We start from the raw sequence: 24,226 nt of genomic DNA, 5'->3' as shown, positions 1-24,226 counted from the left end.
TTACATAGTTGTGTTGTCATTTAATTACCCGTCCGAAACAATATTTAAACACGATTTCCGCATTCTTTTTTCCTAATCTTCTGGTATGATGAGTATTGCCGATATTTTTAATAGATTAGAGGTATCCATTTATATGAATCAAGCAAAATCTGGCAATGAAATCGTACATTTACATACCGTTTCAGCTGGTGAGCTGCAGACACTTTTTGAAAAAGGAAAACGTGATCAGCTTTCTTGTATCATTTGTCATAAACCAGTGAAATTATTTATTGGAATCCATGAAACGCCTTATTTTTATCATAGTGATCCATCGCAGGTACCCTGTGACATGCCAATTTCAGAACCAATAAATGAGGAAAAGCCATTAGAATATATGGAACAGAATGGATTTAGGATTCCTACATCACGAACCATTACGGAAACGAAAACCATTACAGAACCTTTCCTTAAAAGCCGGCCCATAACCGGCAATCCGAAATATTCAGATAAACCATCCTGCCTGGCACAATCAGAGGAACCATACTTTCAAGAATTATCCTCATCAGGGGTTGTTCTCGATGCAGAGCAACTCAAGGCGGTAACGACGATCGATGGACCAATTCTTGTCCTATCGGGAGCAGGCAGCGGGAAAACCCGCGTATTGACGGTGCGCACAGCCTACATGCTTACAGTGAAAAAGATTGATCCTAAAAGTATCATGCTTGTAACATTTACGGCGAAATCAGCAAAGGAAATGCAGCAGCGTCTGCTCGGTTATCCTTATATGACTCCTTCCCTTGTTTCTCAAATCGTTAGCGGGACCTTTCATAGCATCTTTTATAAAATCCTGATTTTCCATGAACCAGCCAAATGGCAGCGTGATTTCCTATTGAAGTGGGAGTGGGAAAAAGAAAAGGTATTGAAACAGGCTGGCAGGGAATTGGAACTTGATGATAAGGAATTTGCATATGATCAAGCCCTTCAACAAATTGGGCTTTGGAAAAACTCATTGGCTTTTCCAGAAGATATCCAACCTAAGGACGATTGGGAGAAATCGTGTTTATTTTTATATAAGAAATATGAAGAATATAAACAGCAAACAGGGAAGTATGATTTTGATGATATGCTTGTAGGCTGTTATGTATTTTTAAAAAACCACCCGGATTTTTTAAAGAAATATCAGCAAAGGTTTAATTATTTTTTGGTAGATGAGTTTCAGGATATCAATAAAGTTCAATATGAATTGATAAAACTCCTCTCTGCTGAATCAAAAAATGTATGTGCAGTTGGAGATGATGATCAATCGATCTATTCATTCAGGGGAAGCGATCCGAAGTATATTTTGAATTTCAATCATGATTTCCCTCGTTCCCAAGTTGTGAAGCTGACGGAGAATTACCGCTCTTCCCATGAAATTGTCGCTACAGCGAACCGATTGATCAAGCGCAACCAGAACCGGATGGAGAAAAAGATGAGGGCACAGCATGATTCAGGAAATCCCCCTGTTTTATTTTATCCTTATGATGAGGAATTGGAAGCAACGATGATCGTATCCGATATCCAAGAGAAAATATCCAAGGGAGCAAACCCTGGGGATTTTGCGGTATTGTACAGGACACACACGATGTCCAGGGCCATTTTTGAACGGCTGGCCGCTTCCAACCTGCCATTCGTCATTGAAAAGGATGCGGATTCGTTTTATCAGCGCAAGGTCATTCGCGGCATGCTTGCCTTTATGCGTTTGAGTTTGTTCCCGCATGACAGCAAGGCAGCAGCTGATGTCCTTTCCTCCTTATTCTTAAAGCAAAGTATATTACAGGAATTAAAAGCAATGACAATATTGCAGGATTGTGATTTTATCGATGCATTTGCTTTTGTTAAGACAGGACATGCTTTTCAGGAACGAAAATTAAAAACGATTCCAGGACAGATACGCTCTTTAAAAATAATGTCGCCACTCGTAGCTTTAGAAATCATCGAAAAAGATTTAGGATACCAGGAATATGTAAAAAAACGCGGAAATGATGCGAACCTGGAAAAAGGGTCCGATGACATCCGTGACTTAAAGGTGGCGGCAAATCGTTTTCCCACCGTCGCCGCTTTCCTTGAACATGTCGATCATATGACTGCGATGGTCCAAGAGATTAAACAGCTATCGAAACATTTTAAGGATGCCATACAGCTTACCACCATACACCGTTCAAAAGGGCTTGAATACAAAACCGTTTATGTCCTTGCTGCTGTCGATGGCAGCATCCCTCATGATTTCGCACTTGAATCTTACCGAAAAGGGGAACTATCCCCTCTTGAAGAGGAAAGACGATTGCTCTATGTAGCGGCAACCAGGGCCAAAAAGGATCTTTACCTTTCCATCCTGCAAACCAGACGCGGACGGACCGCCCATCCATCACGTTTCTTGAAGCTTTGACCAAAAGCTGATGCTAACCATATATGGAAATAGATGCTTAAAACAAAAAAGGGTTCGGAATGGTCTCATCCCGAATCACTTACATTTTATGGAATGAAATCAAGCTGCAACTTTTTTTAAATAAAAAAACTGCAGGCAAACCCGCTTTCTTCGAGTTTGTCTGCAGTCTGAAGGCCTGCATGATAGCAGGCCTTTTTTCACTTTTTATTTATCATATTGGATATCGTCCCGAAATCGAGTTTATTCCCTTCAGCTACGATGGAATGAACGATTTTATCTTCCGTTTCTTTATCGACCGGTTTATTCGCGATTTTTGAAACGCGCTTAATGACATTTCTAACAGTCGTTTCATCTTTGAAATTGGCTCCTTGGAGCGAGTTTGCCAATTCTAATACATCTTTCATATTTACGCCGGTTTTACCTTCTATGTTTTTAAAAAAGTTATTATCCATACCTAAGCCCCTCCCTTTTCTGTACCTATCCTATGGCATTATCAGAAAAATGGTGCTAGGCCCATACAAATAAAAAAAAATGGAATAGGCTTCTTCTGCCTATTCCATTTACCTTAGCAGAAAGAAGCCCCTACAATGATCAATAGGATAAACAATACAACGATTATCGCGAAAGTGGAACCGCCGCCACCGTATCCTCCGCCATAACCGCCGCCGTATCCATTACCGCTGCCGCCACAACAACCGTAGCCACCAAAACCAAACATACATATCACCTCGCTCTCGCTAAAGCTTACTGATAACATATGTAGGTCTGGACAAATATGTATAGGCCATGTCCTAGTCCAGGCTGCCTATTTCCGCTTGTTTCATCCTTTTGGTCTGAAAACCAAAGCTCCGATGAATCCAAAGACGATTGCTGAAGAGATACCGGAACTCGTAATTTCAAACATGCCTGTCAGTACGCCGACGAGACCATGTTTTTCCGATTCCATCATCGCCCCGTTCACCAGCGAGTTCCCAAACGAAACGATTGGAATCGTTGCTCCAGCACCGGCAAAGTCAACTAGCGGCTCATATAAATCAAATCCGGCAAGAACAGCTCCTATTACAACGAACAAGCTTAACGTATGTGCTGGCGTCAGCTTAGCAACATCGAAAAGAAGCTGGCCGACTACACAAATCAAGCCACCGATGACAAAGGCCCAAAAAAACATTGCTAACATCGAAATCTCTCCTTTTTCATGAATTCATCCCATACTCAATGGCCACCGCATGGGCAATGCACGGAATCGTATCTTTTTGCTGAACGGAAAGCGGCGACAATAATGCACCTGTTGCGACAAGCAGGATTTTTTTATATTTACCGGAAATCATTTCATTTAATATATGACCGTATAAAACGACTGCCGAACATCCCGCACCGCTCCCTCCAGCCAAAACAGGCTGGTCCTTTTTAAAAATCATCAATCCGCAATCCTTGAATTTTTCCTGATTGATATCACAGCCCTTTTGCTTTAATAAGTCAAGAGCTGTCTCCCTCCCTATTTGACCTAAATCACCGGTAATGATGAAATCATAATCATCCGGGTTCAAACCAGTATCTTTAAAATGGGAAAGAATCGTATCGGCGGCCGCCGGGGCCATCGCTCCCCCCATATTGAAAGGATCTTTCAATCCCATGTCAATGACCTTTCCAATAGTGGCCGAGACAATATGGGGAAATTCCCCTTGCATGCTTCCATCAGGAGCAACAAGCGCCACCCCCGCTCCCGTTATCGTCCATTGAGCTGTAGGTGGTTTTTGCCCGCCATATTCAGTTGGATAGCGAAATTGTTTTTCAACAGCTGCATTGTGGCTCGAGGCGCCTGTCAACACATAGTTAGCCCCGCCATAATTAGTGATGAAGGCAGCTAGAGCAAGCCCTTCCATCGATGTGGAACAGGCTCCAAACAAGCCGAAATATGGAATTCCATTGGTTCTGGCTGCAAAGCTTGTCGGTGTAACCTGATTGATTAAATCACCCGCCAAGAAAAATTGCACCTGCTCCTTGCCGATCTTACCTTTCTCCAATGCAAGCTCTACCGCTTTCTCCATCAAATGCCGATGAGCCTTCTCATATGAATCCTGCTCCATCCACAAATCGTCGTATAAAATATCGAAATCACCCGCGATTTCTCCATTAGCTTCAAATGGCCCGCCTGTTACCCCTGTTTCCAAGATGACCGGTTTATTGGAGAACATCCATGTTTGTTTTCCCTTTAACACTGCTTAGCCCCCAATCATTAGGTAAATCGTTTTTATCAACGCCACGACAAAGGCTGAAAATACTCCAAATAAAATAACCGATCCGGCCAATTTAAACATATTGGATCCAACTCCAAGTACAAAACCTTCCGTCCGATGTTCGATTGCTGCAGAAATGACTGCGTTACCGAACCCCGTAACAGGGACGGCACTCCCTGCCCCCCCAAACTGGCCAATGCGGTCGTAAAACCCGAAACCGGTCATCAAAAGGGCCAGAAACACCATGGTAGCTGTTGTCGGACCTCCTGCTGTCTGCTCCGTAAAGTTGAAAAAATAAATATAGAAGTAGGAAATGGCTTGTCCCACTATGCAGAAAATGCCACCTACTAAAAAGGCCTTCAAACAATTCTTCACTATTGGTCTTTTAATTTCATGCTTCCCTTGAAGTTCTTGATACGCATCCTGTATTGGGGTCGTTTTATCCTTGCCGCTCATATTGCTGAACCTCTCTTCTAAATTAATTCTTTTTGAAGTTCTTCAATTTCCTTGAACTTCTTCCTTGCCTTTTTCTCGGGTACATCTTTTTCCTTAAGTAACTCGTTCAATCTTACCGATTCCAAAAAGATTTTATAATCGCTAGATACGATAAAATCATTTTTGGGAAACTTCTCTTCCAGATTTTCAGTCACAGTCTTTTCAATTTTCTTCATATGAAAACGTTGTAAGTGCTTAACTTTATAAGCGACGATAATCTTTTTGTCGTTTTTCACGACGATCACGTCATAGATGGTGTCTTCATTAGCAACTGTTTCCTTGACCTTTGAGATCAGTCCCTTTTCATCCTTCTCATCCATCCCATTAATGATATCCATCGGTTCAGGATTCGTTCGTTTAATCATTGCTAAATTCTCCGTTTTTCCATCATTCTTATTGCTGCATGCAGTAAGCACACACAAAACAACTATAAAAACCAGAAAGCTGACCTTAAAATACCTTCCTTGTCTGAACATAGAATCACATCCTAATTTATCGTTCTATTGTTATTTTCTTGTTTAACTGTTTTTTTATGAATGGTAGGATTAGGAAATAAAAAAAACCCTTCCAAAATGGAAAGGTTTTTTCTCTCAATAGCCTTTATTTTTATTGTTATTATTACAGCCACAATCTTTCTTGATTTTGATTGGCTGATCTTTTTTTATCGGTTTTGCATATGCCCATGGATTATTCTGTTTCTGATTCAATTCATGACTCCTCCTTTAAGATCTATATCATACTATATGAATGAATAGACAAGTTGTTTCCAATCAAATGTCCATAATTTTGCTGATTACGACCTCAATTATCGCTCCTACTGCTGCAACGGCAAGGATTAATATCAGTACGTCGCCTATAAACCAATGTTGGATATAAAGGAAAACCAGAAAAAGGCTGACCCAGACACCCACGCACCAAAAACAACTTAGCAATTGACCAATCCAGCCCAGCAGACCCTTTTCTTTGGGCATTAAAAATATTTCCACAATTCCTTCTTCATTTTTTTCCTCTATCTCTTTAAAAAAGGGGCTGCGCAGCGGCTCCATGATTTTATCGAAAACGATCAAGCGTGTCAGCCTGAAGGAAGCCAAGCCTAATATGATAAATAAGGTAAATTCACTTTGTGGGGGAAACATTTAATATTGCTCCTTCACTTGGATTCTTCAATTATTTTGGCATCGATAATATCCGGCAGACCCACGAAACGGATATGGTTCCCTCTTTTAATCTTCACTGATTCCCCCTTCATTCCCAACACATGAAACTGAAGCGTTTCCCCGTTAATAACAGCCTCACATAGTGGCTTTGGAAAACCTTGATGATTGGATAAGCGGGAAATGATATCCCGGGAAGAATCTTTCTTCTCAACCTTTTTCCTTTTTCTCTTAACTGGCTTTTCGTTTTCCTGTTCTAATGGTTCAGAATGTTCCATTTCTTCAACCGGAGTTTGCTCAGGGACATATTGTTCGGTGATTTTCCTTAATCCCGTAATCTCCTTTTCAATTTCCTTTATGGCATCATAAACACCAAATTCGCGTTTGACTTGTTCGATTTTTTCTTCTTTATGCTCGGCTTCTTCCTGAAGCTCCGGCTCAACGCTGTCTTGAGGTTTAGCCTTTTTCGTTCGAAAATCACTTTGCATATTTCCACGCAGATCTGATATTTTTGCTTGATCGACATATATAAGTGGTTTGGATTCCTTATCGCCATTTTTCTCTGACATGAAAACCCTCCTTAATATTTCAGAATATCCACGGACTGCAGCTGTTCCATTTTGTATTGGACAACTTTTTTCCCGAATTTATGCCTTATGAACAAAATGGATTCTTTTTTTTGTTCCAATTTCCCGAATAGTGTACGGTCATTGATGATGAACTTACAAACAGGCTTAGGTGCAAAGGCTGGAAGTCGGGACAATAGCTCCACCAATTCCTCGGCGGTATATGAAGTGCTGATATTTTTTTCATATAAATTGATATGTCTCTTCAGCGTATTTTGTATGGTTTGTTTTCCATCAGCACAAGGCAGACCAACTTTCTTCACGTCCATGATGCCCCTCCTTCTTTTTCACGAATGGGTTGAAAGCAGGTTTATGCCGATTCTCGCAAACAATGAATATCCGCTCTATGTATCATTTATATGAAACTCACCCTTCTTTATGCTGGAGATGTGACACTCCTTCAAAAAAGGACATCAACCAATCTTGGATATGCTGGGCATAAAACATTTGAAGATGAAAAAAAGCGGATAGATTTCAAATGAGGATACAGCAATTAAAGATTCCTGAGGAGTGGAAAATAAATAAAAAAGGGGACCGATATCGGTCCCCTTCTTTTACTGTCATCCGATTATATGGTAACCAGAATCCACATGGATATTTTCCCCGGTAATCCCGCGGGACATGTCACTTAATAAAAATACTGCCGTATCCCCTACTTCTTCTGGAGTCGTTGTACGACGAAGCGGTGCTTCTTCTTCAATCTTCTTTAAAATGGTATTGAAGTCGCGAACACCTTTTGCGGATAGGGTACGGATAGGTCCCGCTGAAATAGCATTCACTCGAATGTTATCTTTGCCAAGATCACTTGACAGGTAACGGACATTGGCTTCAAGTGAAGCTTTAGCCACTCCCATTACATTATAATTAGGCATGACCCTTTCACCGCCAAGATACGTCATTGTGACGATGCTGCCACCTTCCGGCATGATTTCTTTCGCCGCTTTAGCAACAGCCGTTAAAGAAAATGAACTGATATTATGGGCAAGCAAGAACCCTTCACGGCTCGTGTTGACGAACTCACCGTCCAGTTCTTCCTTGTTAGCGAATGCGACACTGTGTACCACGCCATGAATGATACCTGTTTCTTCCTTAATCGTCGCAAAGCATTTTTCAATGCTTTCATCCTTCGTTACATCACATTGTAAAATGATGGAGGGCTCCCCTTCCAATGTAGAAGATAGTTCCCTAACGCTTTTTTCCGTACGGTCTTTTCCGTAAGTGAAGATCATCTTTGCTCCTGCTTTATGTAAGGAACGGGCAACTCCCCATGCAATACTTCTTTTATTCGCAACACCCATTATGACAAACGTTTTTCCCTCTAATGAAAAAGTCATCGTATGTGACCTCCTAATTTTAATACAAGTTATTAGTACCTGCTACTAATGACATTATATCAAATTTCCTTTGATAAAAACACCGTTTTCTAAAGTCCTCTGGGAATGACCCTCCAAGAGGGCCTTCTTTGACTTATAGTAAATAGCCCATTAATAATGTAGCTAATCCGAAATAAATAAGAATACTGATAAGGTCATTTATAGTTGTAATGAAAGGACCTGAAGCTACTGCTGGATCGATTTTCATTTTATGCATGAGAAGCGGGACGATTGAACCGGCAAGTGTGGCAACGATTAGAGTTATGAAAATCGAAATACCGACCAATAACCCCAGCATTAAATCATTTTGCCAAAAGTAGACGATGAAAATGATGGCAATTCCGCATGTCAGACCAATAATAAGGCCCGTTCCAGCCTCTCGAAGGACTAGTTTCCACTTGCTTTCCTGTTCTAATTCACCTGTCGCGATTCCTCTGACCGCTACTGCCAATGCTTGTGTTCCTGTATTTCCAGCCATGCCGCCAATCAATGGAATAAATACAGCCAGAATCGCTTTTTGGCTTAGTGTCTCTTCGAATCGCCCGATCAAACTCGCAGTCAGCAAGCCTAAGAACAAGAGGATGACCAACCATGGCAGCCGTTTTTTTGCAGCTGAAAATGGACTCTTATCAACATGATCCAGATCAGATATACCGGCGAGTTTAGAATAATCATCGGATGCCTCTTCATCCATGACATCAATAATATCATCAACCGTAATAATCCCTAACAAATGGTTTTGGAAATCAACGACAGGCACGGCAAGGAAGTTATAGTCCCTTATTTTTCGTGCCACCTCTTCCTGGTCTTCAGATACAGGTACGGAAACTACCCTGTCATCCATTAAATCACCAATTAAAGCATCTTCATCTGCTATAATCAAAGTCCTGAGCGATAAAACACCAAGCAGCCTCTTATCCTGATCGGTAACGAACACATAATATATCGTTTCCGCATCCGGAGCTTCCCTTTTTAAGATCTGCATGGCTGATCGAGCCGTTTCATTTGCTTCAATGGCAATGAACTCTGTCGTCATGATACTTCCTGCCGTAGATTCCTCATAATTCAGAAGTTCCTGGATTTCGCTTGCCGCTTCATCATCCATGATGGTCAAATAGCTGACGGCCTGCTCATCATTGATTTCATTCAGGACGTCAGCAGCATCATCCGCATACATATGGGAAAGCATATCCGCTGCGTAAGAAGGATTCATTTCAGCCAGCAGGCTTTCGTAATCCTCTTCATCTATTTCTATATTCTCAAAAAGATCCGCCATTTCTTCCGGTGACAAATATGTGTAAATGACGGATCTGAATTCATCTGACAAGCTTGTATAAAATTGAGCCTGATCATAAGGATGCATTTCAAGGAACTCCGTACGAAACTGATCTAGATTTTCCGTTTTAAGCGCTTCAAGCAAAAACTCGTTATTCACTTGACTACTCTCCCGGTCCTTCATCTCCTCCATAACCATACACCTCCTAAAACATATTTTTTCATTTCCTCGTTTATATTTTATTTTTTAAATAATACTATACTAATACCATAAACATATACAAAACAAACAAAGGATGTGTCAAATGAACATCGATATCATAGGGGACATTCATGGATGTTTCGCTGAATTCAGGCAGCTGACCGAAAAAATGGGCTATACATGGGAGACTGGGGTTCCTGTACATCCCTCTGGAAGGATTCTCGGCTTTGTAGGGGATTTAACCGATCGCGGCCCCAATTCCCTTCAAGTAATCGAGGTTGTCCATGAATTAGTCATTAACCAAAATATAGCTAGGTATGCCCCAGGTAACCACTGCAATAAATTGTATCGTTATTTTTCAGGCAATAAAGTTCAAATATCACACGGTTTAGAAACTACTGTAGCTGAATATGAATCACTGAACAGTCGGGAGCAGAAGAAAATCCGAAAAAAATTCATGGATCTATATGAACGTTCCCCACTTTATCAAATCATGGATGAAGGGCGATTGATCATTGCCCATGCAGGAATTCGCAGTGACTATATTGGTCAATATAGCAGTAAAGTAAAAACCTTTGTCCTCTATGGTGATATAAATGGCTCCAAACATCCGGATGGGTCTCCGATCAGGAAAGACTGGGCCAAATCATACAAAGGGGAATCTTGGATTGTATATGGCCACACACCTGTCCCTGAAGCTAGACAAGTCAATCATACATACAATATTGATACAGGCTGCGTCTTCGGTGGAAAACTGACGGCTGTCCGTTATCCCGAAATGGATCTTCAAGAGGTCCCTTCAACCATGCCATATATAGCGGAAAAATTCAGGACATCTTTTGATTAACCAAAAAAACTCGCCATCTTGGTGAGTTTTTTTGCGTCTATGATTTTTTCAAAACCTTGAATCGTTCGTTTTAATGTGCCCCGTTATAAAATCAGGAATCCCATCCTTTACTTCCATCGAGCAAACGGGACATATCTTCTGGCAACTCTTCTTGAAACAACATCATCTTCTTTGTGAAAGGATGTAAAAATTTCAGCTCAAAACAATGCAGGGCTTGGCGAGGGATACCTCTCCTGTTCCCTCCATATAAATCATCACCAGCAAGCGGGTGACCAATATGCGCCATATGGACCCTGATTTGATGTGTACGCCCTGTTTGGAGTTCCAAATCAAGGAATGTATGGGACTCTGTGTGTGCCAATACCTTAAATAGAGTACAGGCATGCCGGCCATCCTCCCTAACTTCCCGTTCGATGATGCTGGTCGATTTTCGTCCGATTGGCGCCACTATCTCTCCTACAGGTCCTTCAACGATCCCCTCAGCTATGGCTTGGTATCTCCGTTTAACCTGTCCTGATTTTTGCTGTTCACTTAATAGGTGATGGATATGCCGGTGCTTGGCAATTAAAACCAGACCTGATGTGTCCCGGTCAAGACGTGTAACTATATGGATCGTCGCCTGTACTCCCGTCTTCCTATAATAACCCGCCAAGCCATTCGCCAGACTGCCGTTGGGATGCTCGCGGGAAGGAATGGTATTCATGAAAGGGGGCTTGGCCACCACCAATACAAACTCATCTTCATACCTGACATTCAGGGGGATCGGTTCCGGTAAAAGGCCTTCGCTTGCCTGCTCCGGCGGGAATATGACTGTGACGGTGTCACCAGTTTCAATTCGTTCCCTTACAGTTACTTCTTCGCCGTTCAACCGGATATATCCACCTTTAAACTTAATATCCGTTAATGCTCGTTTTGAAATATCGCATTTGCTGAGAAACTCTCGCAATAAAGAGCCAGAATCCTCTTCAGAAACCGACCAGGTCAAAGAAAAGTTTTGATTTGACATGAGGTGAGTCTATCTCCTTAATTAGCAATAAATGAATCATGCACTCTTTTCCAGAAAGGAAAAGGGCGGAATCTGGCAAATCGGATCTTCTCATCTGCCACCCGGCACTGTATCGACTTTACATTTTCCTGAAGCAAGGACAAATGGTCGACCGTAATTTGAAAATTGACCGCATTGACCGGCCTGAACATACATGTATGATGTGCCGGCAGCAGAAGTGGAGATCCTACCGTTCTAAACACCCGGTTATTAATGGATGCCAATTCGGTAATCTGGATGGCATCGATTGATGGATGGACGATGGCCCCTCCAAGCGCCTTATTATATGCCGTGCTTCCAGATGGCGTCGCAATGCATAAACCATCTCCACGGAACGTCTCGAAATGCTGGCCGCGTATTTCAACGTCCATTACAAGCGTCCCTTCAACACTTTTGACTGTCGATTCATTCAAAGCCAAAAATCTGGCTTCCCGTCCTCCATGCTGATAACGGACAATCGTTTCGAGCAGTGGATATTCCACTATTTGAAATGGGGTTTTCGCTAAAGCTATCACCAATTTTTCGATTTCATCAGGGGTCCAATCTGCATAAAACCCAAGATGTCCTGTATGTACTCCAACAAAGGCGGTTTTATCCAATCGATTCTTATAACGGTGAAAAGCATATAATAAAGTGCCATCACCACCGACAGAAATGACAATATCCGGCTGATCTTCGTCATATTCCAAATGAAAGTCCTGAAGATACGTTCGCATCCTTTGCATTAAAGTATTCGATTTCGCATCTCCTTTTGACGTAATCGCAAATTTCATGTAATCCCACCTTCAATTTAGATTTCTTCTCGTTTACCCATTTATTTGTTCAAGAATCTTTCTTCCGGGAAAAAAGACGCTGTGCTTCCTGGATTTCCGTACGGATTTGCGACATCTCTGCATCAAGCAGGAAGGCCGCTTCAGCTGCACGTTTGAGTCGCAGTTGAATATCTTCCGGGAAAATGCCTTTATATTTATAATTTAAAGAATGTTCGATCGTCGCCCAAAAATTCATCGCAAGAGTCCTGATTTGAATTTCGGCAAGGATATTTTTTTCGCCATGGATCGTCTGGACCGGATAGCGGATTACAACATGATAAGAACGGTAGCCGCTTGCTTTTTTATGGGAAATATAATTTCTCTCCTCGACTATCTCGAAGTCATTGCGGCCTCGTAATAGTTCAACTACCTGTTCGATATCATCCACGAACTGGCACATCATCCGAAGCCCTGCAATATCCTGTATTTCCGTTCCCAATTTATCAATGGGAATATCCTTCAGGCTCGCCTTATCCAAAATGCTGACAATCGGCTTTACCCTGCCTGTTACAAATTCGATCGGTGAGTGAATATTCTCTCTCTCAAACTGTTTCCTTAATCCTTTTAGCTTAACCTTTAATTCTTCGACAGCCTGAGTATAAGGCGCCAAGAAATCGTCCCAACTCTCCATTGCCACACCACCTATATCTATCTAAAAAGCGCCTGTTCAACTCTGGTATGGGCAGAACGCTCTCCTAAATCCAGCAGTCACATGACTTTATGCCAATTCACCACAGGATCCTATTAAATCTTTCTAGCAAAAAGTTATGTATTAAATTTCTATATATACGATATACCATTTCTCATGCTCAACGTTTATATTTTATCATATCCTGCAATTGATTCCTAAATATTCAAGTACAATAGCAAAAAATTATTGAATTCAATTTGACAGCTGGAATGGTTCTTATATGATTAACCTAAGAATCAGCCAGAAAGGATGGAACACATGAACCAGCATATTGAAATTGAATTTAAAAACCTCTTGAGCGAAAAAGAATTTCATCAACTGATCGAATACTTTCATGTCGGGGCATCGAACTTTAAAACACAGAAAAATCATTACTTCGATACACTCGGATTCACTTTGAAAAATCAAGACTCTGCCCTTAGGATCCGCGAGAAAAACGGGCGTTACGAGCTGACTTTAAAACAGCCCGCTACAGAAGGATTATTGGAAACGAATCAAGATATCTCTGAAGAAACCGCATATGCGTTTCTGAATCATAACACATTCCCTGATGGCGAGATCCAACTTCTTATCCTCGAATGCGGAATTGATCCAAAAGACTTTACCTGCTTTGGCACATTAAAGACGGACCGTTTTGAATTTCCTTACAAAGAGGGTTTACTTGTTTTAGATCATAGTTCGTATTTGAATCAGGAAGACTTTGAGCTTGAATATGAAGTGACGGATGCAAACGCCGGGAAAAAAAATTTCCTGACCCTCCTTGAAACCCTTCAAATTCCGGTAAGGGAAACCGAAAATAAAGTGAAGAGGTTTTATCGCGCCAAATTCCAAAAATAATCCTGTTTGAACCCATTCGGAGGTGGAGAGTTTGAAAATTCAAGATTTCAAAACGTTCATGGAATTGCAGGCAATCCAGCAATTCACAAATGGCAACAACACAAATGCAAATTCATCTCGGTCCATTTTCCAGGACATGCTCTCGGAACTGGTTTCGGGTGATGCTCTTGAAGGCACTTCGCAGACATTGGGTTCCCTTTTATCACGCGTGGAAGCGGAAACGAAGTCCTTCCTTCAACCCGGCGGCCTGACATCCATGAACATCAACCCGGTATCCACTGCCCCTGCTGACAATCAGAGCAGTGAAACCGCACCAAACTATGATCATATCATCAGCCAGGCGGCCAGCTTATATAATCTCCCGGAAAAACTGATTAAGTCCGTCATTAAACAAGAATCGAACTTTAACCCTGAAGCCACCAGTTATGCGGGTGCAACTGGCCTTATGCAGTTAATGCCAGCAACTGCAAAAAGCCTTGGGGTGGATGATGCAACCGATCCGGAACAAAACATCATGGGCGGGAGTAAATATTTAAGTCAAATGATGGCACGTTATGACGGGGACACCCAGATTGCCCTTGCTGCTTATAATGCAGGGCCCGGAAACGTAGATAAATATAACGGCATCCCCCCCTTCAAAGAAACTCAGAACTATGTTCAGAAAGTTTATGGCACATTTTCAAGCTAAAGCAAGCTGACCCTGTTTATTTGTGAAGGGTCAGTTTTTTCATGTCTATATATTCTTTTTCCACGAATTGTTAACAAATCGTAAAGCTCCCCAAAACCTGTCATTTCCGGATCATTCCCCTGTGTCATACTACAGATGTAAAATTTTCTTTAAGCTATATATTTGTTATATCAGGACGTCATTGATAAAATATGAATAAATATCAACCATCTTTCTTTAAAAGGAGTAATCAACATGATGCAAGGGAACCCTACACCATATGAATTAATTGGAGAAGGGCAATTACACAAGTTAATTGATGTGTTTTACTCCAACGTTAGTCAACACCCGGATCTGCAGCCAATATTCCCTGATGATTTAACAGAAACGGTCCGTAAACAAAAACAATTTATGACTCAATATTTAGGCGGTCCCTCTTTATATACAGAAGAGCATGGACATCCTATGTTGCGGGCTCGACATATACCTTTTGAAATTACACCAGAACGTGCGAAAGCATGGCTCTCATGCATGTATCAGGCTATGGACGAAGTTGGCCTTGAGGGTGAGATTAGGGAGTTTTTCTATCACCGCCTCTATTTGACGGCACAGCATATGATCAATACATCCGGAACTGACGGGAAAGGAGAAGGCAGTTGAGCGCACAAAAACCAGTTTTCAATATTTCCGATTGGATCAAGACGCAGCATTGCTATGATATAGGAAAAAAGCCAATTGAAATTTATGTTTTTGTTGATCCGCTTTGTCCCGAATGCTGGGGCTTAGAACCAATTATTAGGAAATTACAGATAGAATATGGCCAATTGTTCAGTTTACGCCATGTTTTAAGCGGTAAAATCGATTCTCTTAATATGGGGAAAAATAAAAATTATGAAAACATTGCTCAAGTTTGGGAAAAGACAGCCAGCCGCTCGGGAATGTCCTGCGACGGAAGCCTTTGGTCTGAAAACCCAATCTCTTCTCCATATACAGCTTCCATCGCAATAAAAGCAGCGGAATTGCAGGGCCGTAAATTGGCCATTCGCTTTTTAAGGCAGCTTCAAGAATATGTATTCATAGGAAAAAAGGATATATCCAATATCGAAGTCTTGACCGAATGTGCCAAGATGGTTGGATTGGATGTCAAAGAATTCCTTTATGACATTAATTCTTCCAGTGCAGCCAAAGGCTTTCAATGTGACATGAAAATCACGAGCGAAATGGAAGTGACTGAAATACCTTCCCTTGTCTTTTTCAATCAAAATATTGAAGAAGAGGGAATAAAAGTTTCAGGTGTCTATTCTTACGAGGTATATGTTCAAATTTTAGAAGATATGCTGAATGGTCTTCCAGCCCCTGCAACCCCCCCCTCTCTCGAAGAGTTTTTAAGCTGTTTCAAACTAGTGGCCACGAAGGAAATTGAAACCGTTTATAATATGAATAAGAATAACGTCGAGTTGGAAATGAAAAAGCTTGTTTTAAAACAGGTGGCAGAGAAGATACCTGCAAAATACGGAACGTTTTGGAGATATACAAAGAAGCAGTCATGAATTTGACTGCTTCTTTGTTATATTAAAGGAAAAACCATGCAATCAAAAGATTGCATGGCTTTTTATAAGAAAATAAGGGGATGGGAGAAATTTTTCACGATCAAACAAAGGGGTATAAGTTTGTTTGTGATTCACTTCACAATAAATAATATAACAGATAACCTATTTGTGTTTCAACTATATGTGTAACTTTTCACAAATTGTTCACAATATATATTTTTCATTTTTTTTATTATCCCTTCTGATATATAGCTAAATACGAGCCCTTTTTATTTAAAGCTATATGTGTTTTCGATATCCGCTTAATATCTGATCTAGATTGGGAATGAATCTATTTGTGAAACGCATCACATTATCTCTATTTATTGCCTAAGCCTTTTTTAACTTCTGTTAAAGCCGATCATTTAATTCTTTTTACTTTTCATGCAAATGAAAAACCCCCGCAAACCGCTAAATTTGCTGGGGTTTTCAACTATTTATACGAATAAGGGGATGGGAGAAATTTCACGACGAACAAACAAAGGGGTATATGTTTGGGATGTGATAACTTCTATATCTGTACTATAGCAGATTACATACCTTAATTGCAAGAACTTTGTGCGCAACTTCACATTATTGTCATATTCTTAGAATACTGCTTATTCTAAAACATACTATCTAATAAAGAGCAGATGAGCTTTTTCTGCTGCCAGGTTGGAGGTGACCAAATTGAAAGTCTTTATTCTACTCATACTCTTGATAGGGTCGCTATTTGTCCAGCTACTCGGTATCATGAACCTCATTCCCCTGTATTTTACCTCCCCTATTTTATTTTTTGTTTTCTTTATAATTCTTCATAGCTTAAATCAGAGAAATCGTTTTAAAGGATTATGACGGACATCCATATATGATGAAAAGGACCCGGCAGTGCTCGGGTCCTTTTCACAACCTATTTATTCAAAAGCTCTTCCAACTCATTTAATTTTTCTTCGAAAACATTCATGGCTTCTTGTACAGGCTCGGCTTTTGTCATATCGACACCAGCCTTTTTGAGTACTTCAATCGGATAATCAGAACTTCCTGACTTCAAGAACTCCAGATACCTTTTGACAGCAGGCTCTCCTTCTTCAAGGATTTGCTTGCTCAATGCTGTTGCTGCACTGATTCCAGTCGCATATTGATAAACATAGTAATTATAGTAGAAGTGTGGAATACGCGCCCATTCCAAACCAATTTCTTCATCAATGGTCACGTTCTCGCCAAAGTATTTCTTGTTCAGCTCATAATATTCCTTAGTAAGCATATCCGCTGTCAACGCTTCCCCATTTTGAGCCTTTAAATGTATGGTATGTTCAAACTCTGCAAACATCGTTTGCCGGAACAATGTGCCGCGGAAACCTTCCAGGTAATGATTCAATAAATAAATGCGTTTCTTTTCATCTTCGATTGAATTCAGTAAATAATCATTCAACAGGTTTTCATTACAAGTCGATGCAACTTCCGCTACAAATATTGAATAATTCCCGTATGGATATGGCTGATATTTACGTGTATAGTAGCTATGGACCGAATGTCCAAACTCATGAACGAGCGTGAATAAGTTATTGACGTTATTTTGCCAGTTCATTAAAATATAAGGATTCGTCCCATATGTACCAGAAGAATAGGCACCGCTTCGTTTCCCTTTGTTTTCATGCACATCGACCCAACGGTTTTCAAATCCCTCTTTCAAAACGTTCAAATAATCCTCCCCAAGCGGAGCAAGTCCTTTAAGGACATAATCCTTGGCCTCGTCATATGTCACTTCCATCTTCACTTCTTTAACAAGAGGAGTGAATAGATCATACATATGAAGTTCATCTAATTGCAGTACTTTTTTACGTAAATCAAGATAACGGTGAAGTAATGGCAAGTTGTCATTGACCGTTTTAACGAGATTATCGTATACAGTCTCCGGAATGTTGTTATTACTTAACGCCGCTTGGCGTGCTGAATCATATTTTCGAACAGTGGCATTGAAGTTATGGTTTTTCACCTCACCTGACAGGGTTGAAGCAAATGTATTGCGGAACTCCCCATACTTGCTGTATACCCCCTTAAATGCCTCCTCACGTACACGGCGATCTTCACTCTCAAGAAAACTGATATATCTTCCGTGAGTTATTTCCACTTCATTTCCCTTTTCATCCTTGATGGTCGGGAATTTCAAATCGGCATTGTTAAGCATACCGAAAGTATTGCCCGATGCATCGAGTACTTCTGATGCCTGTGCCAATAATTCTTCCTGCTCTGCAGATAAGATATGTGGTCTCTGAAGATTGATTTCCTCTAAAGAATGCTTATATAATTTCAATTCTTCTTTTTCTTCCAAAAACCCTTCCACTTTGCTTTCGTCAATACTCAATAGTTCAGGAACCATATATGAAAACGCAGCCGCTGCCTGGGCATATAAAGCTTTTGCCCGATCCTCCATCCCTTGATAAAAAGGATTGGTTGTATCTTGATCATTGCGCATATGTGAATAAGAATAAACTTTCCCTAGCTTCTCGAATACTTCATCTTGGAGTTGAAGCGCCGCGAATAATTTTTCTGCGCTTTCACCCAACGTGCCTTTATGTGCCTCCGCCTTCTTGAGGTCTTCCTTTACCGCTTTGAAGGCAGCTTCCCAATCTTCCTCGGTTGCGAAGATATCTTCCAGTCTCCAAGTATCTTCAGGAGCTATTTCACTTCTTGAGGGTAATGTATTCGTTTTTGTTTCCTGTGCCATAAAAAAATTCCTCCTCATTCTATAGAAACTTGCCATTGGGCTAACTCGTAAACCGGATAGACGCCGCAATGCTTCATTCGGCGTTCATTCTTTTTAAAACTTTTAATTCCCAGTTCTTATTACTATTTCTCCATTAACAAAAATAATCCTGCCATTTCATCTGAATTCAAGATAAATAGAGATGATATCACTGATTATACTGGATATTCCCCTTTTCCATCATCAATTTATGCTTATCATAGAAATTTTTTTCCAAAATTTGAGCTTGATCACTGGTGAAGGGAAGGGTAAATTGCCTTTCAACTTTAAAAACCCCTTTTTCCAGCTTTGATAGATAACCCAATTGCTCCAAAAGCATGATATATTGACCTACAGGATACTCGATTGGTTTTTCATGAAGCAATGGCAACGGTCTGAACTTTATTTCCCCTTTTTTTGAGCGCTTTCTAAAAATGCAGATAATATCAGCCATAGAAATCTTTTCCCCTGTTCTTTTCTCTTGAAACACATCCATGTATAACCATGCCTGCCATTCGATCGAGGCAGTTTCGATCAACAGCATCCCTCTGACGGGAACACCCACTTCAATGGGAAGTGTCGCAGGTGTAATATGATGTGAATAAAGCTCTTCGAAAAAAGGATCGCATCTGCGTGCTGTTTTCACTCGATGCAGGGACCAGCCATTTCGTTTATATCTCCACGCAGGCAGAAAAGGGAAACCAAAGCAATTTTGGGGCAATGCCCGACTAGGGGGAAGGAGCTTTAAAGAAGCTGTTGTCAATTCGGCAAAGACGGTTCTAGGGGTAAACGGAGTGAGGTTCTTTAATACTGATAAATGATCAGTTTCCGGGCAATACATCCAAAGAAACGGATGATGGAAGCTGCCGGTGACGAAGAGCCATTGGAAGCGGGTTAAACTGAATTCATACAAGCTTTTCCTTTTTAAGCGTTTTGCAGCGAGGATCCAAATTGGCTTGATGTCTATGCTTTGGTAGGCTCTTGTCCTTTCCATGAATTCCACCTCGGGGATAACTGAGCATTGAAATTCTATTGCATAGCGATTGCCTCCTATCCTAGCTAAAATATCAGCCCTTTTCTTAATTTCAGGAAGATAGGCTTCTAGATCCACTTGGTAACCATGTGATAATAACCACTGAAACAATTTTCTTTTTCCCATTAAATGATAGGCGGATTCCGGTTCTGAAGAAGCACGGCATGAAGTACTATTTTTATGTGCGAAATGAGGGATCCTGACGTTTCCCGCTTTGATGGTCATTTCCATCTTGCAGCATGGACAGTAATAATCTGCTGACTTTCTCCATCCATCAATCTCGTTTGCCGGTATCTTTTCAGGGAGGGTAATCCAAGTTCCATCTTTCTTTATCGCAGTTAGCATACATCTCCTCCTCATCCACTACATTCGCCTGCTTCGCTTAGGATTCCTTTTAATCCGCAAAAAAAAAATGCCTGATCGGCATAAAGGAAGTTACTATCTAAAGAAGGGGTGAAAGCAATCGGCATGTGGACTCCAATACTTTCAAACCGAAATTCCGTTTGGAAAACGCATCAATTTCCACTTCTTGGGATACCTTTATATCTTCCAAAAAATCATTCACCAGCTGCCGCGTACTTTCCGTCCTGTAGAGAAAAGCATTGACTTCGAAATTCAGGTGAAAGCTTCTCATGTCCATATTGGTTGTCCCAATTGACGCCAGTTGGTCATCAACGATGATGATTTTACTATGCATGAAGCCTTCATTATATTGGAATATACGAACTCCGGAAGCGAGCAATTCGGGAAAATAAGTTCTCGAAGCATGAAATACGATACGTTTATCGGGGTTCTTCGGTACGAGCAGCCTGACATCCAAACCACTTAAAGCAGCTACCTTCAATGCTTGAAAGATATCGTCATCAGGAACGAAATACGGAGAGGCAATCCAGACGGACTTTTCTGCCGAAGCGATCATTTTAAAAAAAATGCTTTTAATGATCGTCCACTCACTATCCGGCCCGCCGCCAATCAATTGAACTCCGCCATGTCCATGGTGGTTCGGCAGGCCAGCCATGAGATATTCATCACTTAAAAAACTATTATTGGTGCTATAATACCAATCCTGCAGAAATATGAGCTGTAAAGTCCTGACCGCTTCCCCCTTTATGATAAGATGCGTATCCCGCCAAGAACCGAATTTCCGATCTTGTCCCAAATATTCATCCCCAATATTGAGACCGCCGATGAAACCGACAGAGCCATCTATCACAATTATTTTACGATGGTTGCGAAAGTTGAATGTATTATTTAATAAAGGGAGATGCAACGGACCAAAAGCAACCATTTCAGCTCCCGCAATCCTCAGTTCATCGATATATGAACGAGCTAACTTCCAGGAACCAACCGCATCATAGAGAAATCGGACCACTACCCCTTCTTTTACTTTTTGTATCAAGATGTCCTTTAACAGACCGCCAATGCGGTCATCCCTAACAATATAATATTCTAAATGAATATGATGTGTGGCTTTTTTTAATTCTTCGATGATATTGGAAAATGTCTCATCACCATTCCTTAAAACCCGGGTTTCAGTCGTAAATGAAATAGGGCTATTCCCCAGCCTATTTGCAAGAGTGATTAACTGCTGAGGGTTCTCGCCCATTTCCTTAATTCGGTCATTATACTCCGCCTCGCCGCTTATTTTCACGAAACTCTGTTTATCCAAAAAGTACTTCTTGCGAAATATCCTTTCTTTCCGAAAATTACGGCCAAACAAAAAGTAAAAAATGAAACCGATGAATGGGAAAGCGCCAAAAATAACAAGCCATGTTATGGTCTCGATGGGATCTCTGTTTTCCAGGAAAATGTTGAATCCAATTACCACCAAGAAAAGGGTCAATATAAGGCTGGAATAAAAAATCACCCTGCCATCGACGCTATTTATTAGAAAATACCAAGAGCTGACCAACAAGAGAATAAGCAGACCGATGCCAACTATATTCTTCACCTAGACTACCTCCAATTAACAAACACAGGCACATGATAAAAACCTCCCTGCTAAGGTAAAACATTCATTCTTGGACGAAAAGGCCGATTTCTACTGAAATCGGCCTCAACAGTCTATGCGAAATATTTATCGACCGTTGTGAATACATCATTTTCGATAACTATCTTCCCGTACTCTTCAAGCATGTGCACCGTTATAGGTGACTCCTGACTATATTCCAATAAAAGACTTAGAACATTATCGATTTCTTCCTCATCAATCTCTGCCTCGGAAAATTCGATATAAAGATAATATTTATTCTGATAAACATAAAGTTTTGTCGTCCAGTCATCCAAGCCATGACGCTTGCTTAATGAAATGACATCTTCAAAATCCTCGAAAGTCGTGATGAATTCAATCATACCATCTTCGAATGTCATACCGCTTTCTTCATCTTTCCCATGAAAATGTTGATCAAGAAGCGTATCCATCTTGTCTGATACATTCAAATCCCTTAACTTATCATCTGAAAGAGGCAGCTCGAGTTTCTGACCATCTTTGGCAAGCTGGGCTTTTGTGACCAAAACTTCCAAGCCTTTTTCAAGGGCTTGAACTTGAATCCATAAAGGTCCTTCAATCATGAATTCTTCTTCTTGATGCACTTCATCCATCATTTCCCAAAAAAGTTCCTCACTTCGCTCACGGCTGTACCAAATTTCTTCGCGATCAAAGCCTCTTTCCTCAATATCTATATAGGAAATATAAAATTTAACTGTATCATCATTAATGCGTTCGATTTCCATGATTCCCCTCTCCCTTCCTATCTCATTTTGAAGGGATAATAACCCCCAAGCGAAAATTGCTCTTAAAAGCTCTTTACCCGTAAGTGAATACTGTAAATCATGATAGTCATTAAAACAGACTATTTTACATCATTTTATGACAAAACCTTGAAGAAGGGAAATAAAAAACATTACATCTCTAAAAAACAATTGTTTGCCTAATATTCCATTCATTCTATAAAAAAATTCATCCGCATGCAACTATCATAATGCTTTCTTCAATTTTAAACTTACTGCCATTAATGCCTTATTATATACACGGCATGATGGGGTGCATTCTTATTTTTTCTTTAAATGATGACCGGTTCAAGGGACCTGCTGCAAACCCGAAAAGTCTGCTGTCGCCTTTGAATCCTGTTATGTTACCCGTCATTAAGTAAAAAAAATCAGCAGAAAATCGGTTATGTATAAAGAAAAAGCCCTGCACATTTCCTGGCAGAGCTTGAAAGACCTTATTAGTTGACCATACGTTGTGCTTCCCGTAATTGGAAGGTACGAACTTTACGTGGTAAAAAGCGTCTTATCTCATCTTCGTTATAACCAACTTGAAGCCGTTTCTCGTCAAGGATAATTGGACGTCTCAACAGACCTGGATTTTCCTTGATCAATTTATATAATTCTTGAAGAGGCAGGCTCTCTAAATTTACGTTTAACTTTTGGAAAGTTTTTGACCGTGTTGAAATGATTTCATCGGTTCCATCTTCAGTCATTCGAAGAATTTCTTTAATTTCATCAATCGTTAACGGTTCTGAAAAAATGTTTCTTTCTTTATATCCAATCTCATGTTCCTCTAACCATGCTTTTGCTTTCCTGCATGAAGTACAACTAGGTGATGTATATAATGTTACCATGTTTACTCACACTCCCTAAATATAGAATCGGTGATCTATGAGGAGAAATCTACTATTAGTATTCATAAGTACCACTCTAATTTGAAATAATTTTAATTAAGTATTTCATTTTCTTTATTATACACTAAATTATTTAAAATGAATACCCTTTTTGATATTTGGAAAAATCCTTATAAACTTCTAGTTTAGCCTGTACTATAGCTTTTTCTGTTTTTTATGTAATACATTAAAACCGCTTTTTCTAATTGAAAATACCTACCTACCATTCTCAGTTAACTCTCAATTCGGCCCTCATGATTTTTTTATTAACTCGTTACTTTTATTTACCCCCCTATCTTTGTCAATAAACAAGAACATGTTAATATATTTTCTTTAATAAAAAGCAAATTCCTCCTTTTACAAGAAAAACCATTCTTTTAGCACATATATTTCCAAAAGTAAAAAAGTAATCCGAAAAAATCAGCGATAAGTGAGTAATCTACCATCCGAGAAGTTAAAGATATTCATTTGCCCGAAAAAAAATTCACAATAAGAAAAGACAGTTTGCCTGCAGTCGAAAAGAACATTACAGTTGTTTTCAGAAATCGC

The 24,226-nt window shown here is 40.3% G+C and carries 25 protein-coding genes; 6 read left to right on the top strand and 19 right to left on the bottom strand.

What is annotated here, in order from left to right:
- The first annotated feature begins 133 nt into the window (after positions 1 to 133).
- Positions 134 to 2,407 carry an ATP-dependent helicase gene (locus V3595_RS10670; protein ID WP_485907124.1) on the top strand — a complete coding sequence of 758 codons (2,274 nt, stop codon included), beginning with the start codon at positions 134 to 136 and terminating at the stop codon, positions 2,405 to 2,407.
- A gap of 197 nt (positions 2,408 to 2,604) precedes the next feature.
- Here the strand turns inward: V3595_RS10670 and spoVIF are convergent, their stop codons facing one another.
- From spoVIF to mgtE, 11 genes are all read right to left on the bottom strand, one after another.
- Entirely contained in the window at positions 2,605 to 2,859 is a 255-nt protein-coding gene (gene spoVIF, locus V3595_RS10665) for a sporulation-specific transcription regulator SpoVIF (protein WP_403084329.1), read from the bottom strand.
- 113 nt (positions 2,860 to 2,972) lie between these two features.
- Positions 2,973 to 3,125 (bottom strand): YjcZ family sporulation protein, encoded by a 153-nt coding sequence (locus V3595_RS10660; RefSeq protein WP_485907122.1) that lies wholly within the window; start codon positions 3,123 to 3,125, stop codon positions 2,973 to 2,975.
- Positions 3,126 to 3,227: 102 nt separating this feature from the next.
- Positions 3,228 to 3,584 (bottom strand): stage V sporulation protein AE, encoded by a 357-nt coding sequence (spoVAE, locus tag V3595_RS10655; RefSeq protein ID WP_485907120.1) that lies wholly within the window; start codon positions 3,582 to 3,584, stop codon positions 3,228 to 3,230.
- A 16-nt stretch (positions 3,585 to 3,600) separates the two neighbouring features.
- Positions 3,601 to 4,626: a stage V sporulation protein AD gene (gene spoVAD / locus V3595_RS10650; RefSeq protein WP_485907118.1), complete on the bottom strand. Its 1,026-nt coding sequence runs from the start codon at positions 4,624 to 4,626 to the stop codon at positions 3,601 to 3,603.
- A gap of 3 nt (positions 4,627 to 4,629) precedes the next feature.
- The gene (gene spoVAC / locus V3595_RS10645; protein WP_034314464.1) at positions 4,630 to 5,100 is read right to left on the bottom strand and encodes a stage V sporulation protein AC; all 471 of its coding nucleotides are present in this window, start codon (positions 5,098 to 5,100) and stop codon (positions 4,630 to 4,632) included.
- Positions 5,101 to 5,117: 17 nt separating this feature from the next.
- Positions 5,118 to 5,615, bottom strand: coding sequence for a YhcN/YlaJ family sporulation lipoprotein (locus tag V3595_RS10640; protein WP_350301754.1), 498 nt, complete (start codon positions 5,613 to 5,615; stop codon positions 5,118 to 5,120).
- A 294-nt stretch (positions 5,616 to 5,909) separates the two neighbouring features.
- Entirely contained in the window at positions 5,910 to 6,275 is a 366-nt protein-coding gene (locus V3595_RS10635) for a DUF1360 domain-containing protein (protein ID WP_485907116.1), read from the bottom strand.
- Between the two features lie 14 nt (positions 6,276 to 6,289).
- Positions 6,290 to 6,862: a hypothetical protein gene (locus V3595_RS10630; protein ID WP_485907114.1), complete on the bottom strand. Its 573-nt coding sequence runs from the start codon at positions 6,860 to 6,862 to the stop codon at positions 6,290 to 6,292.
- An 11-nt stretch (positions 6,863 to 6,873) separates the two neighbouring features.
- A complete protein-coding gene (locus tag V3595_RS10625; RefSeq protein WP_485907112.1) occupies positions 6,874 to 7,188 on the bottom strand; it encodes a hypothetical protein in 315 nt (104 codons plus the stop codon).
- A gap of 291 nt (positions 7,189 to 7,479) precedes the next feature.
- Complete coding sequence (gene fabI, locus V3595_RS10620; protein ID WP_034314473.1) at positions 7,480 to 8,253, bottom strand: enoyl-ACP reductase FabI; 774 nt, start codon at positions 8,251 to 8,253, stop codon at positions 7,480 to 7,482.
- Between the two features lie 133 nt (positions 8,254 to 8,386).
- The gene (gene mgtE, locus V3595_RS10615) at positions 8,387 to 9,760 is read right to left on the bottom strand and encodes a magnesium transporter (RefSeq protein WP_485907109.1); all 1,374 of its coding nucleotides are present in this window, start codon (positions 9,758 to 9,760) and stop codon (positions 8,387 to 8,389) included.
- 112 nt (positions 9,761 to 9,872) lie between these two features.
- Here mgtE and prpE point away from each other — a divergent pair, with 112 nt between their 5' ends.
- Positions 9,873 to 10,616, top strand: coding sequence for a bis(5'-nucleosyl)-tetraphosphatase PrpE (gene prpE, locus V3595_RS10610; protein ID WP_485907107.1), 744 nt, complete (start codon positions 9,873 to 9,875; stop codon positions 10,614 to 10,616).
- A gap of 91 nt (positions 10,617 to 10,707) precedes the next feature.
- Here the strand turns inward: prpE and V3595_RS10605 are convergent, their stop codons facing one another.
- The 3 genes from V3595_RS10605 to yjbM are packed head-to-tail and all read right to left on the bottom strand — an operon-like array spanning position 10,708 to position 13,104.
- The gene (locus V3595_RS10605) at positions 10,708 to 11,622 is read right to left on the bottom strand and encodes an RluA family pseudouridine synthase (protein WP_063591814.1); all 915 of its coding nucleotides are present in this window, start codon (positions 11,620 to 11,622) and stop codon (positions 10,708 to 10,710) included.
- Positions 11,623 to 11,639: 17 nt separating this feature from the next.
- The gene (locus V3595_RS10600) at positions 11,640 to 12,434 is read right to left on the bottom strand and encodes an NAD kinase (RefSeq protein WP_053534153.1); all 795 of its coding nucleotides are present in this window, start codon (positions 12,432 to 12,434) and stop codon (positions 11,640 to 11,642) included.
- 49 nt (positions 12,435 to 12,483) lie between these two features.
- The gene (yjbM, locus tag V3595_RS10595; protein WP_034314484.1) at positions 12,484 to 13,104 is read right to left on the bottom strand and encodes a GTP diphosphokinase; all 621 of its coding nucleotides are present in this window, start codon (positions 13,102 to 13,104) and stop codon (positions 12,484 to 12,486) included.
- Positions 13,105 to 13,422: 318 nt separating this feature from the next.
- Here yjbM and V3595_RS10590 point away from each other — a divergent pair, with 318 nt between their 5' ends.
- The 4 genes from V3595_RS10590 (at position 13,423) to V3595_RS10575 (ending at position 16,218) form a co-directional block, all read left to right on the top strand.
- Positions 13,423 to 14,001, top strand: a complete 579-nt coding sequence (locus V3595_RS10590; protein WP_485907105.1) for a CYTH domain-containing protein — start codon at positions 13,423 to 13,425, stop codon at positions 13,999 to 14,001.
- Between the two features lie 22 nt (positions 14,002 to 14,023).
- Entirely contained in the window at positions 14,024 to 14,689 is a 666-nt protein-coding gene (locus tag V3595_RS10585) for a lytic transglycosylase domain-containing protein (protein ID WP_485907103.1), read from the top strand.
- Positions 14,690 to 14,923: 234 nt separating this feature from the next.
- Positions 14,924 to 15,328 carry a globin domain-containing protein gene (locus tag V3595_RS10580; RefSeq protein ID WP_048686552.1) on the top strand — a complete coding sequence of 135 codons (405 nt, stop codon included), beginning with the start codon at positions 14,924 to 14,926 and terminating at the stop codon, positions 15,326 to 15,328.
- On the top strand, positions 15,325 to 16,218 hold the full coding sequence (locus tag V3595_RS10575; RefSeq protein ID WP_485907101.1) for a ClpXP adapter SpxH family protein: 894 nt from the start codon (positions 15,325 to 15,327) through the stop codon (positions 16,216 to 16,218). The genes V3595_RS10580 and V3595_RS10575 overlap by 4 nt, the downstream gene beginning before the upstream one ends.
- Positions 16,219 to 17,146: 928 nt before the next feature.
- Here the strand turns inward: V3595_RS10575 and pepF are convergent.
- The 5 genes from pepF to spxA form a co-directional block, all read right to left on the bottom strand.
- On the bottom strand, positions 17,147 to 18,964 hold the full coding sequence (pepF, locus tag V3595_RS10570; protein ID WP_241590608.1) for an oligoendopeptidase F: 1,818 nt from the start codon (positions 18,962 to 18,964) through the stop codon (positions 17,147 to 17,149).
- Between the two features lie 187 nt (positions 18,965 to 19,151).
- Positions 19,152 to 20,360, bottom strand: a complete 1,209-nt coding sequence (locus tag V3595_RS10565) for a competence protein CoiA (protein WP_485907099.1) — start codon at positions 20,358 to 20,360, stop codon at positions 19,152 to 19,154.
- A gap of 97 nt (positions 20,361 to 20,457) precedes the next feature.
- Positions 20,458 to 21,966, bottom strand: coding sequence for a cardiolipin synthase (gene cls, locus V3595_RS10560; RefSeq protein WP_485907097.1), 1,509 nt, complete (start codon positions 21,964 to 21,966; stop codon positions 20,458 to 20,460).
- A 113-nt stretch (positions 21,967 to 22,079) separates the two neighbouring features.
- Complete coding sequence (gene mecA / locus V3595_RS10555) at positions 22,080 to 22,748, bottom strand: adaptor protein MecA (protein ID WP_034314498.1); 669 nt, start codon at positions 22,746 to 22,748, stop codon at positions 22,080 to 22,082.
- A 494-nt stretch (positions 22,749 to 23,242) separates the two neighbouring features.
- The gene (gene spxA / locus V3595_RS10550; RefSeq protein ID WP_034314502.1) at positions 23,243 to 23,638 is read right to left on the bottom strand and encodes a transcriptional regulator SpxA; all 396 of its coding nucleotides are present in this window, start codon (positions 23,636 to 23,638) and stop codon (positions 23,243 to 23,245) included.
- Positions 23,639 to 24,226: the final 588 nt, after the last annotated feature.

Source organism: Bacillus sp. CFBP9009 (assembly GCF_036541465.1).
GTDB lineage: Bacteria > Bacillota > Bacilli > Bacillales > DSM-1321 > Peribacillus.
The sequence above is the reverse complement of the archived record's forward strand: the minus strand, read 5'-3'. Positions and strand labels throughout refer to the sequence as shown.

Coding starts and splice junctions, on each gene's coding strand:
- V3595_RS10605 (WP_063591814.1), bottom strand. CDS start 11,622: ATGTCAAATCAAAACTTTTCTTTGACCTGGTCGGTTTCTGAAGAGGAT.
- mgtE (WP_485907109.1), bottom strand. CDS start 9,760: ATGGAGGAGATGAAGGACCGGGAGAGTAGTCAAGTGAATAACGAGTTT.
- yjbM (WP_034314484.1), bottom strand. CDS start 13,104: ATGGAGAGTTGGGACGATTTCTTGGCGCCTTATACTCAGGCTGTCGAA.
- prpE (WP_485907107.1), top strand. CDS start 9,873: ATGAACATCGATATCATAGGGGACATTCATGGATGTTTCGCTGAATTC.
- V3595_RS10660 (WP_485907122.1), bottom strand. CDS start 3,125: ATGTTTGGTTTTGGTGGCTACGGTTGTTGTGGCGGCAGCGGTAATGGA.
- spoVAE (WP_485907120.1), bottom strand. CDS start 3,584: ATGTTAGCAATGTTTTTTTGGGCCTTTGTCATCGGTGGCTTGATTTGT.
- V3595_RS10590 (WP_485907105.1), top strand. CDS start 13,423: ATGAACCAGCATATTGAAATTGAATTTAAAAACCTCTTGAGCGAAAAA.
- V3595_RS10565 (WP_485907099.1), bottom strand. CDS start 20,360: ATGCTAACTGCGATAAAGAAAGATGGAACTTGGATTACCCTCCCTGAA.
- V3595_RS10625 (WP_485907112.1), bottom strand. CDS start 7,188: ATGGACGTGAAGAAAGTTGGTCTGCCTTGTGCTGATGGAAAACAAACC.
- V3595_RS10630 (WP_485907114.1), bottom strand. CDS start 6,862: ATGTCAGAGAAAAATGGCGATAAGGAATCCAAACCACTTATATATGTC.
- pepF (WP_241590608.1), bottom strand. CDS start 18,964: ATGGCACAGGAAACAAAAACGAATACATTACCCTCAAGAAGTGAAATA.
- V3595_RS10635 (WP_485907116.1), bottom strand. CDS start 6,275: ATGTTTCCCCCACAAAGTGAATTTACCTTATTTATCATATTAGGCTTG.
- spxA (WP_034314502.1), bottom strand. CDS start 23,638: ATGGTAACATTATATACATCACCTAGTTGTACTTCATGCAGGAAAGCA.
- V3595_RS10640 (WP_350301754.1), bottom strand. CDS start 5,615: ATGTTCAGACAAGGAAGGTATTTTAAGGTCAGCTTTCTGGTTTTTATA.
- V3595_RS10600 (WP_053534153.1), bottom strand. CDS start 12,434: ATGAAATTTGCGATTACGTCAAAAGGAGATGCGAAATCGAATACTTTA.
- mecA (WP_034314498.1), bottom strand. CDS start 22,748: ATGGAAATCGAACGCATTAATGATGATACAGTTAAATTTTATATTTCC.
- fabI (WP_034314473.1), bottom strand. CDS start 8,253: ATGACTTTTTCATTAGAGGGAAAAACGTTTGTCATAATGGGTGTTGCG.
- spoVAC (WP_034314464.1), bottom strand. CDS start 5,100: ATGAGCGGCAAGGATAAAACGACCCCAATACAGGATGCGTATCAAGAA.
- V3595_RS10580 (WP_048686552.1), top strand. CDS start 14,924: ATGATGCAAGGGAACCCTACACCATATGAATTAATTGGAGAAGGGCAA.
- spoVIF (WP_403084329.1), bottom strand. CDS start 2,859: ATGGATAATAACTTTTTTAAAAACATAGAAGGTAAAACCGGCGTAAAT.
- V3595_RS10670 (WP_485907124.1), top strand. CDS start 134: ATGAATCAAGCAAAATCTGGCAATGAAATCGTACATTTACATACCGTT.